Below are 15113 nucleotides of genomic sequence, written 5' to 3' on the forward strand. Positions count from 1 at the left end.
GACCTCCTTTCAATCAAAGTGTGATTGGATCATTTGATAATAGTAATTAAATTCTTTATCTGTAAATGTTCTCTGATACGGTAGTGGAATATCGTAAATCTTTTCAATTTTTGAAGAAGGTCCTTTAGACATTACCCCTATTCTTTGCCCAAGTAATAAAGCTTCCTGAATATCATGAGTGACAAAAATAATCGTTTTGTTTGTTTCTTTCCAAATTCGAATTAACTCTATTTGCATCGTTCTTCGAGTCATTGCATCGAGCGCTCCAAATGGTTCATCCATTAATAAAAATTCCGAGTCGTTGGCTAAAACACGTGCTAATTGGACTCTTTGTTTCATACCTCCAGAAAGTTCTCTTGGATATTTTCCTTCATGCCCATCTAGCCCAACTAGTTTTATATAATAAGAGGATATTTCGTTTCGAGTCTGCTTTATCATTTTTTTCATTTTCAAACCAAATTCAACATTTTCTTTAATTGTTAGCCACGGAAAAAGTGCTGCGTCTGCTTGTTGAAAAACGACACCGCGATTTCTGTCCGGCTTTTTGATTTCTTCATCATTTACCATAAGTTCTCCTGATGTTTTTTCAACAAATCCAGCAATCATACTGAGTAATGTAGATTTCCCGCATCCGCTCGGGCCAAGTAATATAAAAAATTCACCATTCCCAATTGTTAAATTTACATTTTCTAAAACAAATTGTTCATTATTAAATGATTTAGATAACCCAGAAATAGAAATGGCTACAGGAGATTTCAATACTTCTTTTTCACTTACTGTACTCACCATACTTCACTCCTATTCTATTTATAAGTAACAGATTCAGGGAAAGCTTTCTTTAGTGATTCAAGATCAATCTTATCTTTCAATTCATATTTATCTTTCAGCTTCCCCTTTTCTTCTAACCATTTTTTCATATCTTCTAGATGCTTAGCATCTTCTTTAGTAAATCCAAGAACATAGTTCTGTCTTTCAATATCTTTTAATGCGTCTTTCTCTGGTAGTTTCAATTGTTCAAAAGCAAGTTTTGCTGTTTCTTTTTTATTGTTTTCTACGTATTTTATGCCTTCAGAAAGAGCCTTAAGTGCATTTTCAACTGCTTTTGGATTCTTCTCGACAAATGATCTTTTTGCTAGTAAATAGCTGTCAATTGTAACGCCCGCACTTTCTAAATCACCTAATTTTGTTACACCTTTTATATTTTTAAATTTATCCTTTAACGCACCAGAACTCCAAACAGCATCTATATCACCATTTTTCATCCCTACAATAGCTTCGTCTGGTGTACTATATGGAACGAAGGTAATATCCTTTTCATTAATATGTTTCGCTACCAAATATTTCGCCCAAACATACTCCGTTACAGTCCCTTTAGGTACGCCTAACTTTTTACCTTTTAAATCATTTTCTGTTTTAATCCCCTCTCTAACTAGAAGCTCATTGTCTTTTGATGATTTTTCATTTCCTCGCGTAAGTGTTGAAATTACGACCATATCCCCTTTTCCTAACGAATTTAAAAGCGCATAATCAGCAGCAAGACCTGTATCAGCTTGTTCGGTTAATACCGCATTTACTGTATCAATTCCATAAGCAAAATTTGATAGTTGAGCTTTAATACTATTTTTCTCAAAATAACCTTGTTTCTCGGCAGCTCTAAACTGAAAAGAACCACCCGCCGCTGTATCTATAGCCATTTTCACCGTGGCCGTTTCTTTCCCATTACTTTTCGTCGTTCCCGCACTTTCTTTTGAAAAGCTTGAGCACCCTGCGACAGCTAAACTGGTAATCATTGATAAGCTTAAAAATAAAGGCTTTAATTTCACCATTTATCACTCCTCCATAACAAATTGTTCAAACTTGAAGCGGGATTTTATTTCACCACAATATTACGTTAAATTATTACAAATAAAGAAATGGCAACATTTTGTCATATAACGAACCTATCAAGTTCATTTTAATAAGTGGGGGGAAATTACTCTCCCCACACTTTAATTTACTAGCGTTAATCTCGTTTTTTATTTATTTCTTCCAATGTCGCTACACAAAAATCTCCGGTGCCGTAAGATATTGTCCCTTCGACTGTCACAACGGATTCCGTACCAGCTTCTGCAGCATTTGGTACTCTAAATGCTGCTATATCAAGGGGAATAATTTCTTTCTCCTCTGGTTTTTCTAGTTGAGGTACCCACTCATACGGTACACGATACGCACGGTAAACCATATTTGAGTTTCTGTTATTTTTATATGGTGAAATATATTCCCATACAAGCTCATGCTCACGAGTAACTTCAAAAATCCGACCATCTGCTCCTTCAGTAATCAATGTGTTTCCGTTTGGCAGCCTTTGAGCAGAACTAATATATGGACTGTAAAATCGATATGAATCTAAAGGAGCTTGATACCCAGCTTCAGTTGGCGTATATTGCCATTCAATTTCTAAAGTTACTGGATTAATTTCTAAAATCCTCGAGTGATCACGAACAGCATTTTTGGAACCGTATGGAGATGCAGGATTTGGAAGACCGTATCCTGCCCAACCACCATTATCAAATACGAGTAAATTCCCTTCTCCAGGCAATCCTTTCGGAATGATATGTGCATGATGTTGTCCAATGATCCATCCTAAATGCTTAACATCTGGGCTAGAATAATCAGGACCGAGTTTCCAAACTATATTTCCTGTCTTTTTATCAATAATGGCAATTATATTTGACTCCCTAGCATCCCAAATAATATTTTCAGGATGAAAACGTTCATCTCCTTGATCATAAAACTTATTCGGACCAATTGTAGACATAGAATTGATATGCATCCAATCTCCATCCGAATTACCACCAAAGGATCTAATATTAGGATTACGGAATAATACATTTTTAGCACTTTCATCAAATCCAAGTTCTTCAAAATGATCACTGACAGCCCATTCCCAAATAATATTCCCTTTCCAATCTACTTCAATAATTACATCATCTAATAACGGCTTATCGGAGATATTCGGATTATGTACATTTTTATGCGCTAAAATTAGCGTATTTCCACTTTCTGTTTTCGGCTCTAATCCTGGCGCATAGTACCCGACAGGATTTCCTTCACGTTGGTAATCATGATGAGCTCTAGCCATCCACTGCGAGGCATGTCCTGGGTCTTCAATATGTTCCAGACGGTTAAATTTCCAGACGATGTTTCCTTCCCAGTCAACTTGAACTAAATCGACTTCATCCTGAAAACCAAACTCAGGATCTCTTTGTGCTGTATGACCAAAAACATATCCGCCTGGTAACACCTTGTTTGGAAATCCCCGTAACCCTTTCCATAAGTGTACTTCTTTCCCATTCATATCAATTAATAAAGCACCATGATCTGCAGCTTGATAAATTGTATAACCACTCCAAGCTTTCCCGGGATTATATACTGTTGCCCCTGTTGGATAAATTGTTGGATGTCCCATTCTTTCCACTCCTATTCATATTATCAATGTTTTTTGAATTTTCAGTCCTAAATAACTAGACTAATAGCATTCTTCGTTACTCCTCCCTATTCTCATTACTTAGTTTCATAATCGTATGAGAAAGTTGTTCTAAATTATGGGCTAAGCGTTTAAAAACTTCGGCCTGCACGTGTAATTCTTCTGTTGAAAATCCATCGAATAAAACAGACATAAAACTTGTTCTTATATTATGATTTCGCTTTATAAATTTCAGGCCATCTTCAGTAATATCAAGTAAAGTGATTCGTCTATCTTCCTGATGACGTTTCCGAATAGCCAGGCCTCTTTCTTCTAACTTATCGCATAATGCCGTAATCGCTCCTGATGTCAAATCCAGTTCTTCTGCCAAATCAGTTAGACGTTGCTCACCATCTTGAATAATTTTGTTTAATATTAAGAAGCCCGGCAACATAATACCTTCAATCTTAATTTTGTCGCGTTCCTTCACAAATTTACGGACCATTTTACGAAACAACCAATCTGTTTCTTCAATTAATGTTGGCATCGTTTTGTTCATATCTCCTCCGCTCCTTGCTCTATGAATAATACAAAAAGGCACGAACACATTTCAAAATTTCGAAATGTATACGTGCCTTTGGTTATCCAATCAGCTATTCAAATTGTTTTAGCATTAAAATAATGAGTGGTAAAATAAGTAATATCCACATATTAATCCACTAATACCTATCTGTCAAGTAGGTTTTAAAAGTATTTCGTTCTAATTTATCTATTTATTGCTGTTGAACATTATTTATATGTAACTCCATTCATAACAATACACTTAAAATATAAAACTCCCCCACTTTACATAACTACTAGAGCGAGGGAGTTCTTTCTAAAACTGCTTTATCAATCACAAAATAACAATTTTCAGAACTAAAATCTTTTTTATTGTTCACTACTTCTCCTTTTGAACATAAACATTTCCGCAGTTGTTTTACTTAAATCTTCGGAAAAATAACGACTATTTCAAAAAGTAAAAAACGTGTCATCTTAATAAGTAAGACAGCACGTTTTTTACTTTTCATTTTAAATTATAATTAGTTTATACTATTTCGGAGTTGATTGATAAAGGCATAGGCTGCATTTGAAAACACTTGATTCTTTTTCCATATAATATTTAAGTTTGCTTCTAATTTAGGTTGTAATGGTTTAAAACAAAGTTTACTGCTTATATATTTATTTTATCACTCTTGTTAAAAATTTTATTTCTCCTTGTGAGAAGAGAATGTGCCTATATATTTTTCTATATAGCAATAAAAAGACTTATAGAATGATTCTATAAGTCTTTTACTATAAGGAATTAACCTACCCATCGATTAACAAATCCAAAAACCAAAAGATTCGCGATGAATAAATTTCTAATAAATCACTATTCTCTCTAATCATCAAAAAGTTCACAATAGTTGAGCAGTTCCTCTTACTGCCTCGTAGCCAAAATATATTCCAAACAGAATTAAAACAATGCCTGCTACTATAGAAATCCATTTCATTACTGTATGATTAATAAATCTTCTACCAAAATGAATAGATGTAGCCATAAATATATCCCAAAGCATAATCCCAGCAAAAATGGCTGCACTATACCATAAAGCTTGTTCTTTTCCAATAGTATTCATAGCACTAGTTAAAACTGATCCATATATCCCTATCCAAAAAATAATATTTAATGGATTAGAAATTGCGATAGCAAACCCCGATAGAAAAGATTTTAAAGGATGTTCTTTTTCACCTGATGAAATATATTGAACTTGTTTAGTAGCTTCTTTCATACTTTCATAGCCTAAATAAATCATCGTTACAAAACCAAAAATCCAAATACAAAGTTGAGCAACTGGAGTTGTTAAATAAGTCGAAATACCAAAGTAAATTAAAAACATCATTACAACATCTGCTGACATTGCCCCGACTCCTACTAACCATGCACTCAAAAAACCATTTTTTATTCCTTTATTTATTTGAGCAATATTAATCGGACCGACTGGTGCAGACAATGAAATCCCTAATAATATGTAACTGAATATCATGCTAATCATTTATCTTTACCCCCGTAATAGGACAATTAAACCTTTCTCTAATTTTTCTATCTGTTTCATAATCTAATATTGGCTCATATGTATATTGTTTATACGATATAGCTGCTTCTTTTAACAGTTCTACTACTTGTTTATACATATTTATCCTCCCCTTTGATTTCATTACACAATTTGAAAAGATAGCCTTTTCTATTGCTGTTCCTGTTCCCGCTCCCTATTCTTTTTCACAATATATTCAATTATAGTTTACGACACAATTAAATTTGAAATAAAATACATATTTGTAACATAAATGGAGTTAAAATATAAAACCTATATTAATCATTATTTTCATAATAGTCAATCATTTTGACGTAAATCATAATTATCTATTTTTGTATACTTAATTCTATTTGTTATTAATTTTTACGATAAAAGTACCTTATTATGTAAATTGCGGAAATGCATTTAAATATTTTTCAATAAAAATCAGAATTTACTTATTATTAACTCCCGAATCTAGAACTACTTACCTTTGTATGTTGCAATATTTTAAAAATGTAAAAGTCACTATAAATAAGAAATATCAAATAAATATAATAGATTTATAGTAAAATGAAAAAATTTAAATGTATCATAACTTTTCTTGTAACAGCACATAAAAACCCCGAATCATGGAAAGTAAATTGCTCATGACTCGGGATTTTTTAAGACTATATTTTAATAACAATTAAATCACATACAAATCCTTATAAACCTCTATAGTAGAACTCTTTTCATCTATTATTTATTAAATTCAACTTGCATCATTTTATTAAACTGTGTAAGAATATCAACCGGACCTAAAGAGTTAACATTGACAGCAAATGTATGCTTGCCTCCAATTACTCCACCAGCAAAAGTCATAAACCCAGGAATTGATCCTCCGTGACCCCATACTGAGACACCATTTGAAAGTTTAGTCTCATAGATTCCAAGACCATATCCATCCCCAACCCCTTTTCCTTCTATAGGAACTGTAGTAAGCATTTCTTTTAGCTCGCGTTCCTTCAGTAACTTACCACCGAGTAAAGATGAAAAGAACTTGTTTAAATCATCCGCATTAGAAATCATATCTCCAGCTGCATTAGCTAAACTCGGATTATAATACGTAATGTCTTTCAACTCGCCTGTTTCTTCTATTTTCACATATCCACGAGCATGATTCTTTCCTGGGATGACGGGTGAATTTCCTGGTAAAAACGTATTTGACAAGTCCAAAGGTTCAATAATTCGCTTTTCAATTTCTTCCGCATAACTATTACCAGTTATTTTTTCAATTAGCATTCCCAATATTACATATCCTGTGTTTGAATACAACCAGTCTTTGCCCGGCGAGAAATCTGGAGGCAGAGAAAGGCCTATTTTCACTATTTCTTCTGCTGTATACGTTTTTTTCGAATTCATTACGTCAGCGTCTTTTGACTTTAAGTATTCAGCGATACCACTCGTATGATTCAAAAGTTGTCGTATCGTAATTTGATTTCCATCATACCCATTTCCTTGCACGAGACCCGGCAGCCACTTTTCAATTGGATCGTCAAGTTGTACGCGATTTTCTCCTACTAATTGAAGAACAGTCGTGGCAGTAAAAGTTTTCGTCACACTACCAATCCGAAAGCGATAATCCGATTTCACCGGTTTCTTTGTATTTAAATCCGCCACGCCAGCAGTATAACTATTAATTTTTCCTTTATTAGACGTCTTAGCTAATACCCCTGGTGCTCCAATTTTGATTGTTTCCTGCAATACTTGTTTCCAGCCATTCTGATTCTTTTGATCATGTACTTTTGACAAATTAGAAATACTTTGAGTAGACTCTGCTTTCACAGTAAAACCAAGTGTAAATAGAGTAGTACCCGCTAATAAAACTGTCAAACTTGCTAACTTCATTGAATTACGTTTTTTCATAAGGATTTCTCTCCCCTATTCATATCGTATTGATTCAAGCTATACTTTCATCCTATATGATAAAACTCTCTTTTTTCTTATCCATTCCTTACGAAATACTTACGTTTAAATTTAAATAAAGTAAACTGAGGAAGAGTTATGCATGCAAATAAAAAGAGAACATGTTTTCATTTTTTATGTAAACATGTTCTCATAAACATTTAAAATTCTATATCAACTTTTCATCCTATTCTTTACACAACTAATCTAAGTTCATTTTTACCAGCCTGCACTAGCATTCATTCCATTTCCAATAATAGAAAGTAATAGTGGCCATAATACTGGACCTAATGTAAGAAATATATTTAGAAGTATGAGCATTCTATATCCACTGGTGAAATTGTGATTTTTACGATTCACAAATACGAGACTGACTAATGAGATTATGGTCGTTAAAAATAACACTAACATTACCAACCAATACCACACCATTAAACTGAGACTCCATGGTGTTAATAGCTCGTGTATGATACAAAACGAGATTCCTAATACCGCAAAACTAAAGCTAGTCACCGCTGTTTTTATAAGCCATTTATTTATTTTTTTATCGTATGTATTTTTACAATATAAATCTATTAAAGTATACAAAGATAAATATGCCATGAATACGCCTACCCAAGACAATAACCAGTCTCCGTCCCCTTTAAATAATAAGAACAGCAACCAACACATACTTACAGCAGAAAAAACAAAGGAAATAAGCATGCTTTTTAATACCGATTTCATTACATTTTCACACCCTTACAAAAATTTAAACATAAATAATAATTTTTTATTTACATGCTACTCGTAATTATTTCATCTATTTTTCATTCTATATTGATGAAGTAAAGATAGCCTCACAAAAAATGTAACGAGCAATACTCTACTAAGGTAACCTTTTTCCATTGGTAGCGATATAAAAAAGTAAGTATACATTACCACGTAATTAAATATAAGTAAATAAAATTAATTTACAGTTAATTTTATTTACTTATATTAACTTCAAACCTTCCCGTCTCGCTCTATCCATTGCACAGTCTTTTCCACATCTAACTCTGTATACGTCTTTTCTCCATAACGGACAGACTCATATATCGGAATAATATCTCGCGTTCTACAAATTCTCGTTAACCATTGTTGCATCGTTTCATAGGACCTTCTCTGTTCATGAAATGGTAATGTTCTTTCCCATTCAACTAACGTTTTTCTTATCGTATTTGTCGGTAACGGCCGTTCTAACTGATGCTTCACTTTCTCGTTCTTTTCGATTCTATCCGTATTTTCTTTTGTTATCGATTGTTTATCCTGTTGTATTTCTGATTTCGTTACCTTTTTCCTAACGGATTTATAAAGAGAATATATAATTATCCCTGCAATAACTACATAAAAAACTATACTAATCCATGAATTTGAAAGTATAGAAAATATGTGTCCCCATGAACTTTCCTTTTCAAAACCTTTAAATTTTTTACCTGTTGTCGTTCTCTCCCCATTATCTCCTACTTTTTTCTTTTCTAAAGGTGTTCCATAATCTTCAATATCACCGTAGTTTATAGTTTCCTTATAATTTTTTTCAGATTTCTTTTCACTAAAAAAACGTTCTTTCACTATGTCTTGTACATGCACAACACCTTGTGATAACGTTATCGCACTAACCGTAAAGAAAAGTATCATGAAAACTCTAATACTCCAAATCTTTACCTTTATATGTCGCTCTTTATTAGCCATGACATAAACCCCTTCTTATTCTTTAATTACGACCCATTTATTCGTTCTGGTGTATTTCCTTGGGGAAGTACCAAGAATTAAAGGAACCGCATCCAGTTCCTTTCGCCGGAATCCAGCTGTGTAAAAATAAGAAGAAGATACAGGTGTATCCTGATCTGATATGGAGGCAAGCACCTTTAATACATTTTGCAAGTGTTTCCGATTATCCCCGTTTTTTATATGTAGTAATCCATTATCTTTTACGCTATTAATCCATACTTCAAATGAACAGTTTTGCATAAGCAGTTGTTTACATACGCCTGCCGTTAATTCAATTAGTTCCTCTGTATCATTTCTCAAAGAAATACCACTTTTGTTTTGCAAGTTTAGATAAATCGCATATTTATCTGATTGTGTTCGCTCGTATTTTTTTGCAGTTATCGCCCCTGTTTTCGCTGTCGCACTCCAGTGGATAGAACGAAAATCTTCATTTTCATACGACTTCACTCCCATTACCTTCGTTTCATCATATAAGGGTGATGACATCGCTTTTCGAAATCCTCGTGACCATTCTTGTAATTCAGGAACTTGCATTTTCGGAACAGCTGGTAAAACTAAATAGGTCGGCGTTTCAACTCGTTTATATGTTATATGGTTCGTCATAAATCCAAAGGGATCTGTAATGACAATTTCAACTTCTTCCCATCTCGCAATTCCCCTTTTTACAGCTACAGCTTGTAAATCAAATAAAACTGACTCTCTTCCTTTTAAATTAAAATTCATATAATAATTTGAACCTGTACTATGATTTTTGTTTATTTCATCATGATTCCAAGTTAGCTTATTTTCACATTTAAATCGAAATACAACATTAAAAATAGGAAAAATTGATTTGTTTGAAATTTTTATTTTGCATCTGTTCGTTTCACCTATAAAAACATTTGAATTTCCTTGACTGTATTCCCATTCAACACGAGATACTTTACGTATATAAACATGCATAGCACCTATTAAAATTACATACAAAAATACGAGAGATAAAAACAGTAGATTACTTGAAAATATACATAAAATAACTGCTACAACTGACATAACTCCCATTACGAAAGGCTCCGCTAAAGGTGTATACACAAGCTGTTGATTCATCGTACATTCTCCACTGGCACATCAATCGTATGAAGAATTTCTTTCATGATTTGTTCTTTCGTCGTTTTCATCTCCCCCTCAATCGTTAACGTTAAACGATGAGCGCATATGGAAGCAGCAAGTTGTTTTATATCTTCTGGCGTACAGTAATCTCTTTCATTTAATATTGCCCGTGCTTGAATCGCTCTCATAAATGCCAATGTGCCGCGCGGACTTACACCAATTTCAATTAGCTCATGCTTACGCGTTGCCTCAATAATTTCAAGAAGATAATCTTGTACATCATTCCCTACTAACACTTCTCTTGCACGCTTTTGCATCGTAATAATTTCTTCACTTGAAATAATAGAATGTAACGTTTCTAACGGATCATTCATTTGAAACCGATTCATCATTTCCTTTTCAGCTTCTCTCGTAGGATAACCTTGGCGTATTGTGAGTAAAAACCGGTCTAACTGAGCATCCGGTAAAGGAAATGTACCGGCCGATTCAAGAGGATTTTGCGTTGCAATTACTAAAAAAGGTTCTGGTAAGGAATGTGTCTGTTTCGCAATTGTAACAGTACGTTCTTCCATCACTTCTAATAACGAAGATTGTGTTCTCGGTACAGCACGATTAATTTCATCCACTACTACTATATTTGCAAAAATAGGACCTAACCTCGTTTTAAATTCCGATTCCTTCACATCAAAATATTCGAGACCAATAACATCTCCGGGCAAAGTATCCGCTGTAAATTGTATTCTTTGAAATTTTGCGTCCACGCTTTTAGCCAAACTTTTCGCTAGTGTTGTTTTTCCTGTCCCCGGTACATCTTCTAATAAAATATGTCCTTTTGCTATTAGAGCAATGGCTGCAAGTTCTATGGATTCATCTTTTCCTATAATAACTTTCGAAATATTATTAGTGATTTTCTTTAATGTGTTCATCTATTTATCCCCCCACTTTCTTTTGTTCTGAAAATTAAGAATTATTATTTTCCAAATTATAACACATTACGATAAAAGTAAATATATTCCTGTCAAAATAAAAAAGATGACCTTAGCACTATAAGCTAAAGTCATCTTTCTCATTATTTTACTAACTCTCCATTATAAGCTTTTATATCAAGAGGAGCAGTTAAAAACTGTTTTACTTTGCTAACGAAAGATGTGAAGTGTTCACTCGTATTATGACTCGCAACTGCTGCTTCATCTTTCCACACTTCAACCATTGTATACACATTTTCTTTTTCTATGTCCTTATACAAGTCATAAGAAATATTTCCACTTTCTTCTCTTGAACTATGAATCAGCAGACGAATCTCTTCTAAAAATGATTGTTGTTTCGCTGGATCTACTTGAAATATTGCGTGAATAATAATCATGGTGTTTCCCCTCTCATATTTCACTTATTTCTTTTGAAATTACTTCCACTCAGCAACTTTTTCAACTGGAAGACGTACTGATTGGTAACCACTATCAGCAGCTTTTCCGATTGAAATTAACATAACTGGCACGTAACGTTCTTTATCTAATCCGAATGCTTCTGCGATTTGGTCTTTTTCAAATCCACCAATTGGGCAAGTATCATAACCGTGAGCACGAGCTGCTAGCATAAATTGCATTGCTACAAGACCGCCGTCAATAAGTACAGTATCTTTCATTACTTCTGGTGTAACCATTGAGAAGTAAGCTGAAAGTTTTTTCATTTGATCTTCTTTTACTTCAGCTGGCATGAAACCGCGCTCTACTGCTGTTCCGTAAATTTCTTCTGCATTATCAAAGTTGTTTAAATCACCAAATACAGCGATCATTGCTGAAGATGTTTCTACTTGTGATTGATTGAACTTCGCAAGTGGTGCAAGTGTTGCTTTTGCTTCGTCACTTTCAATCACAAGGAATCTCCATGGTTGCATGTTTACTGATGATGGTGCAAGTGTTGCTTCTGTAAGAATTTCTGTCATTTCTTCTTTGCTAATTTTCACTGATGAGTCGTATTTACGAATGGAACGACGTCCTGTTAAAATTTCGTTAAAGTCATTTGTTTTTACTGAGTTAGTCATAGTTGTATTCTCCTTTTTTTAAAGTTCTTTTATATTTTCTTGAATGTGAATTAACATATTTAAAAGATTATCGCGTTCTTCCTCACTTAATCCTTTAAATGCAGATGCTGCAAAACGTTCTTTTTCCTCTTGAAACGCCTGGATTTTATTTCGTCCCTCTTCAGTTAGAGAAACTAACGTAATTCTGTTATCATCTGGATTTTTACGTCTTACAATCATTTCATTGGCCTCAAGCTGCTTTAAATGCCTCGTTATCGCCGCATTATCAATATTCACTTCTTGCTGAAGTGCTTTTTGACTAATTTCACCTACTTCATATAACTGAAGTATAAGCTCTAATCGAGACTGGCTCATACCCGTACACCCTTCAAATTTCGAACTTACTTCTTTATTTAGAAAGTGTAATTTATATAAAATAATCGCTTCTTTTGAGCATGAACTTGTCAAACTATCCCTCCTTTACATACAAAACAAAATGTTTGATGTATCAATAGTTGATATGTCAATTAATATAATCTATATCGATTTAGATTGCAAGCTTTTTGTTTTCATTTTTATTTTTCCAAATTAAGGCGCTTTGTAGCGTTACAAAAAATGTAAATTACATTATAATAGTAATAATTTAAATGACTGGAGAGTGATTGTAATGCGGCAATACACAAATAGAAATGAGGAAATGAAAATGGAAAATGAAATGAGGATATTTATATATGACAACAATAAATATAGGGATTGTCGCGCACGTAGACGCTGGCAAGACGAGTTTGACTGAGCGTATTCTTTATGAAACGAATGTAATTAAAGAAATTGGCCGAGTTGATAGTGGTAATACACAAACTGACTCAATGGAATTAGAAAGACAGCGCGGAATTACGATTAAAGCATCTGTCGTTTCTTTCTATATAAATGACTTAAAAGTAAATGTAATTGATACACCTGGACACGCTGATTTTATCGCTGAAGTGGAGCGATCATTCTGCGTTTTAGACGGTGCGATTTTAGTTATCTCTGCCGTTGAAGGTGTGCAAGCACAAACAAAAATTTTAATGCGAACATTACAGAAACTAAACATACCGACTATTTTATTTGTTAATAAAATTGATTGTAGTGGTGCAAATAGTAAAAAAGTTGTAAAGCAAATAAAAACGATTCTTTCAAATGAAGCATTCCCCTTCTATTCTGTCCAAAACGAAGGAACAAAGGAAGCTCGTATTATTGAATATAAATCATATGACGATTGTATAGAACGATTAGCACCTTATAATGAATCATTACTTGAGTCATATGTAAATAACGAAATCGTAACGGACACATTATTAAGAGAAGAACTTGAAAAACAAATACAACAAGCAAATCTGTATCCGATCTTCTTCGGTTCAGCACTGACGGGTATAGGAGTAACTGAACTACTTGAAAATATTCCAGCCTTACTTCCAGCTAATAATTCGTCTCCAGATGAAGAATTATCCGGTGTTGTTTTTAAAATTGAACGTGAACCTTCTGGAGAAAAGGTTGCTTATGTAAGACTTTTTTCAGGTAGTTTACACATTAGAAAATATGTGGATATACAGCGAAATGAGTCTCTACCACATAAGGAAAAGATTAAAAAAATGTGCATGTTTCATAATGGAGATGCCGTTCAAACTTCTACCGTTCCTAGCGGAGAATTTTGCAAAGTGTGGGGACTAAGTGATATTAAAATTGGTGATATTATCGGTGCACGGACTGATTATATAAAAAATATTCACTTTGCCGAACCACAAATGGAAGCTGCCATCGATGCAGTACCTAAAGAACGAATTCATGATTTATACGCTGCACTTATGGAACTATGTGAAGAAGATCCACTCATTAAAGTGTGGAAAGATGATGTTCATAATGAACTATATATTCGCCTTTTCGGTCAAGTACAAAAAGAAGTAATTGAAACAACTCTTTTTGAGAAATATAATTTGCAAGTTACTTTTTCAAATACGCGAGTTGTATGTATTGAGAAGCCAATTGACATTGGGATTTCCGTTGAAGTAATGGGCGAAAAAACGAATCCATTTTACGCAACAGTTGGATTCAAAGTCGAACGTGGTGAACTGAATTCTGGCATAACATATAAATTAGGCGTTGAACTTGGCTCACTACCTTTAGCCTTTCATAAAGCGATTGAAGATACTGTATTTCAAACGTTAAAACAAGGTTTGTACGGATGGGAAGTTACGGATATTATCGTTACGTTAACCCATACTGGCTATGCTAGTCCTGTTACAACAGCTAGTGACTTTAGAAACTTAACGCCACTCGTTTTAATGGATGCTTTAAAGAAAGCTGAAACATATGTATATGAACCAGTTAATGCGTTTGAATTAACTGTACCGGAGCAGGCAATTAGTACCGCAATGTATAAGCTCGCTGCTATTTCAGCAACTTTTGCAGAGCCTATATTCAATAATGATTCTTATCAGTTAACAGGATCATTGCCTGTTGCAAAAACAGAGAATTTTAAACGCATGCTCCATTCATTTACAGAAGGAGAAGGCATATTTACAACGAAGCCAGCTGGTTTCACAAAGCTGAGACCTCCCTTCCCTACTCGAAAACGTGTTGATTATAATCCGCTGAATCGGAAAGATTATTTGCTTCATGTGTTGAGGGCTTATTAAGTAAAACACGCTGGGTTCTCCTCAGCGTGTTTTACTATTAGAAATAGCTTAATAAATAACTGAATTTTCTGATTTAATTTGAGAAATTT

15 protein-coding genes and 1 pseudogene are annotated in these 15113 nt (G+C 33.8%); 1 reads left to right on the forward strand and 15 read right to left on the reverse strand.

The window, feature by feature from the left end:
- Positions 1 to 9: 9 nt before the first annotated feature.
- From PDK19_RS12465 to PDK19_RS12535, 15 genes and pseudogenes are all read right to left on the reverse strand, one after another.
- Positions 10 to 789 (reverse strand): ABC transporter ATP-binding protein, encoded by a 780-nt coding sequence (locus PDK19_RS12465; protein ID WP_000255351.1) that lies wholly within the window; start codon positions 787 to 789, stop codon positions 10 to 12.
- 14 nt (positions 790 to 803) lie between these two features.
- Positions 804 to 1826 carry an ABC transporter substrate-binding protein gene (locus tag PDK19_RS12470; RefSeq protein WP_000239836.1) on the reverse strand — a complete coding sequence of 341 codons (1023 nt, stop codon included), beginning with the start codon at positions 1824 to 1826 and terminating at the stop codon, positions 804 to 806.
- A 176-nt stretch (positions 1827 to 2002) separates the two neighbouring features.
- A complete protein-coding gene (locus PDK19_RS12475) occupies positions 2003 to 3448 on the reverse strand; it encodes an aryl-sulfate sulfotransferase (protein WP_000509958.1) in 1446 nt (481 codons plus the stop codon).
- A 76-nt stretch (positions 3449 to 3524) separates the two neighbouring features.
- Positions 3525 to 4004 carry a MarR family winged helix-turn-helix transcriptional regulator gene (locus tag PDK19_RS12480; RefSeq protein WP_001044425.1) on the reverse strand — a complete coding sequence of 160 codons (480 nt, stop codon included), beginning with the start codon at positions 4002 to 4004 and terminating at the stop codon, positions 3525 to 3527.
- A 523-nt stretch (positions 4005 to 4527) separates the two neighbouring features.
- Positions 4528 to 4656, reverse strand: a pseudogene (locus PDK19_RS12485) (LysR family transcriptional regulator); the annotation flags it as partial.
- Positions 4657 to 4884: 228 nt separating this feature from the next.
- Entirely contained in the window at positions 4885 to 5523 is a 639-nt protein-coding gene (locus tag PDK19_RS12490; protein WP_061184290.1) for a LysE family translocator, read from the reverse strand.
- Positions 5516 to 5662 carry a hypothetical protein gene (locus tag PDK19_RS12495; RefSeq protein ID WP_000278067.1) on the reverse strand — a complete coding sequence of 49 codons (147 nt, stop codon included), beginning with the start codon at positions 5660 to 5662 and terminating at the stop codon, positions 5516 to 5518. The genes PDK19_RS12490 and PDK19_RS12495 overlap by 8 nt, the downstream gene beginning before the upstream one ends.
- 623 nt (positions 5663 to 6285) lie before the next feature.
- Positions 6286 to 7452: a serine hydrolase domain-containing protein gene (locus tag PDK19_RS12500; protein WP_074615733.1), complete on the reverse strand. Its 1167-nt coding sequence runs from the start codon at positions 7450 to 7452 to the stop codon at positions 6286 to 6288.
- Between the two features lie 258 nt (positions 7453 to 7710).
- Positions 7711 to 8217: a DUF3902 family protein gene (locus PDK19_RS12505; RefSeq protein WP_074568261.1), complete on the reverse strand. Its 507-nt coding sequence runs from the start codon at positions 8215 to 8217 to the stop codon at positions 7711 to 7713.
- Between the two features lie 258 nt (positions 8218 to 8475).
- On the reverse strand, positions 8476 to 9201 hold the full coding sequence (locus PDK19_RS12510; RefSeq protein WP_270707197.1) for a signal peptidase II: 726 nt from the start codon (positions 9199 to 9201) through the stop codon (positions 8476 to 8478).
- A gap of 15 nt (positions 9202 to 9216) precedes the next feature.
- Positions 9217 to 10326, reverse strand: coding sequence for a DUF58 domain-containing protein (locus PDK19_RS12515; RefSeq protein ID WP_001075924.1), 1110 nt, complete (start codon positions 10324 to 10326; stop codon positions 9217 to 9219).
- Positions 10323 to 11255, reverse strand: coding sequence for an AAA family ATPase (locus tag PDK19_RS12520; protein ID WP_074615635.1), 933 nt, complete (start codon positions 11253 to 11255; stop codon positions 10323 to 10325). Before PDK19_RS12520 ends, PDK19_RS12515 begins: the two co-directional genes overlap by 4 nt.
- Before the next feature lie 143 nt (positions 11256 to 11398).
- Positions 11399 to 11692 carry a putative quinol monooxygenase gene (locus PDK19_RS12525; RefSeq protein ID WP_000583823.1) on the reverse strand — a complete coding sequence of 98 codons (294 nt, stop codon included), beginning with the start codon at positions 11690 to 11692 and terminating at the stop codon, positions 11399 to 11401.
- A gap of 39 nt (positions 11693 to 11731) precedes the next feature.
- A complete protein-coding gene (locus tag PDK19_RS12530) occupies positions 11732 to 12370 on the reverse strand; it encodes a nitroreductase family protein (protein WP_270707198.1) in 639 nt (212 codons plus the stop codon).
- An 18-nt stretch (positions 12371 to 12388) separates the two neighbouring features.
- On the reverse strand, positions 12389 to 12817 hold the full coding sequence (locus tag PDK19_RS12535) for a MarR family winged helix-turn-helix transcriptional regulator (RefSeq protein WP_000204171.1): 429 nt from the start codon (positions 12815 to 12817) through the stop codon (positions 12389 to 12391).
- A 263-nt stretch (positions 12818 to 13080) separates the two neighbouring features.
- Between PDK19_RS12535 and PDK19_RS12540 the strand changes: the two genes are divergently transcribed.
- Positions 13081 to 15024, forward strand: coding sequence for a TetM/TetW/TetO/TetS family tetracycline resistance ribosomal protection protein (locus tag PDK19_RS12540; RefSeq protein WP_270707200.1), 1944 nt, complete (start codon positions 13081 to 13083; stop codon positions 15022 to 15024).
- Positions 15025 to 15113 lie beyond the last annotated feature (89 nt).

The sequence above is a fragment of the Bacillus cereus group sp. BcHK124 genome (assembly GCF_027712065.1).
GTDB lineage: Bacteria > Bacillota > Bacilli > Bacillales > Bacillaceae_G > Bacillus_A > Bacillus_A pacificus.

Bases quoted from the DNA above. Each gene is read 5' to 3' on its own strand.
- PDK19_RS12465 (WP_000255351.1), bottom strand. From the start codon at position 789: ATGGTGAGTACAGTAAGTGAAAAAGAAGTATTGAAATCTCCTGTAGCC.
- PDK19_RS12505 (WP_074568261.1), bottom strand. From the start codon at position 8,217: ATGAAATCGGTATTAAAAAGCATGCTTATTTCCTTTGTTTTTTCTGCT.
- PDK19_RS12540 (WP_270707200.1), top strand. From the start codon at position 13,081: ATGACAACAATAAATATAGGGATTGTCGCGCACGTAGACGCTGGCAAG.
- PDK19_RS12490 (WP_061184290.1), bottom strand. From the start codon at position 5,523: ATGATTAGCATGATATTCAGTTACATATTATTAGGGATTTCATTGTCT.
- PDK19_RS12480 (WP_001044425.1), bottom strand. From the start codon at position 4,004: ATGAACAAAACGATGCCAACATTAATTGAAGAAACAGATTGGTTGTTT.
- PDK19_RS12530 (WP_270707198.1), bottom strand. From the start codon at position 12,370: ATGACTAACTCAGTAAAAACAAATGACTTTAACGAAATTTTAACAGGA.
- PDK19_RS12525 (WP_000583823.1), bottom strand. From the start codon at position 11,692: ATGATTATTATTCACGCAATATTTCAAGTAGATCCAGCGAAACAACAA.
- PDK19_RS12500 (WP_074615733.1), bottom strand. From the start codon at position 7,452: ATGAAAAAACGTAATTCAATGAAGTTAGCAAGTTTGACAGTTTTATTA.
- PDK19_RS12515 (WP_001075924.1), bottom strand. From the start codon at position 10,326: ATGAATCAACAGCTTGTGTATACACCTTTAGCGGAGCCTTTCGTAATG.
- PDK19_RS12470 (WP_000239836.1), bottom strand. From the start codon at position 1,826: ATGGTGAAATTAAAGCCTTTATTTTTAAGCTTATCAATGATTACCAGT.
- PDK19_RS12520 (WP_074615635.1), bottom strand. From the start codon at position 11,255: ATGAACACATTAAAGAAAATCACTAATAATATTTCGAAAGTTATTATA.
- PDK19_RS12475 (WP_000509958.1), bottom strand. From the start codon at position 3,448: ATGGGACATCCAACAATTTATCCAACAGGGGCAACAGTATATAATCCC.
- PDK19_RS12510 (WP_270707197.1), bottom strand. From the start codon at position 9,201: ATGGCTAATAAAGAGCGACATATAAAGGTAAAGATTTGGAGTATTAGA.
- PDK19_RS12495 (WP_000278067.1), bottom strand. From the start codon at position 5,662: ATGTATAAACAAGTAGTAGAACTGTTAAAAGAAGCAGCTATATCGTAT.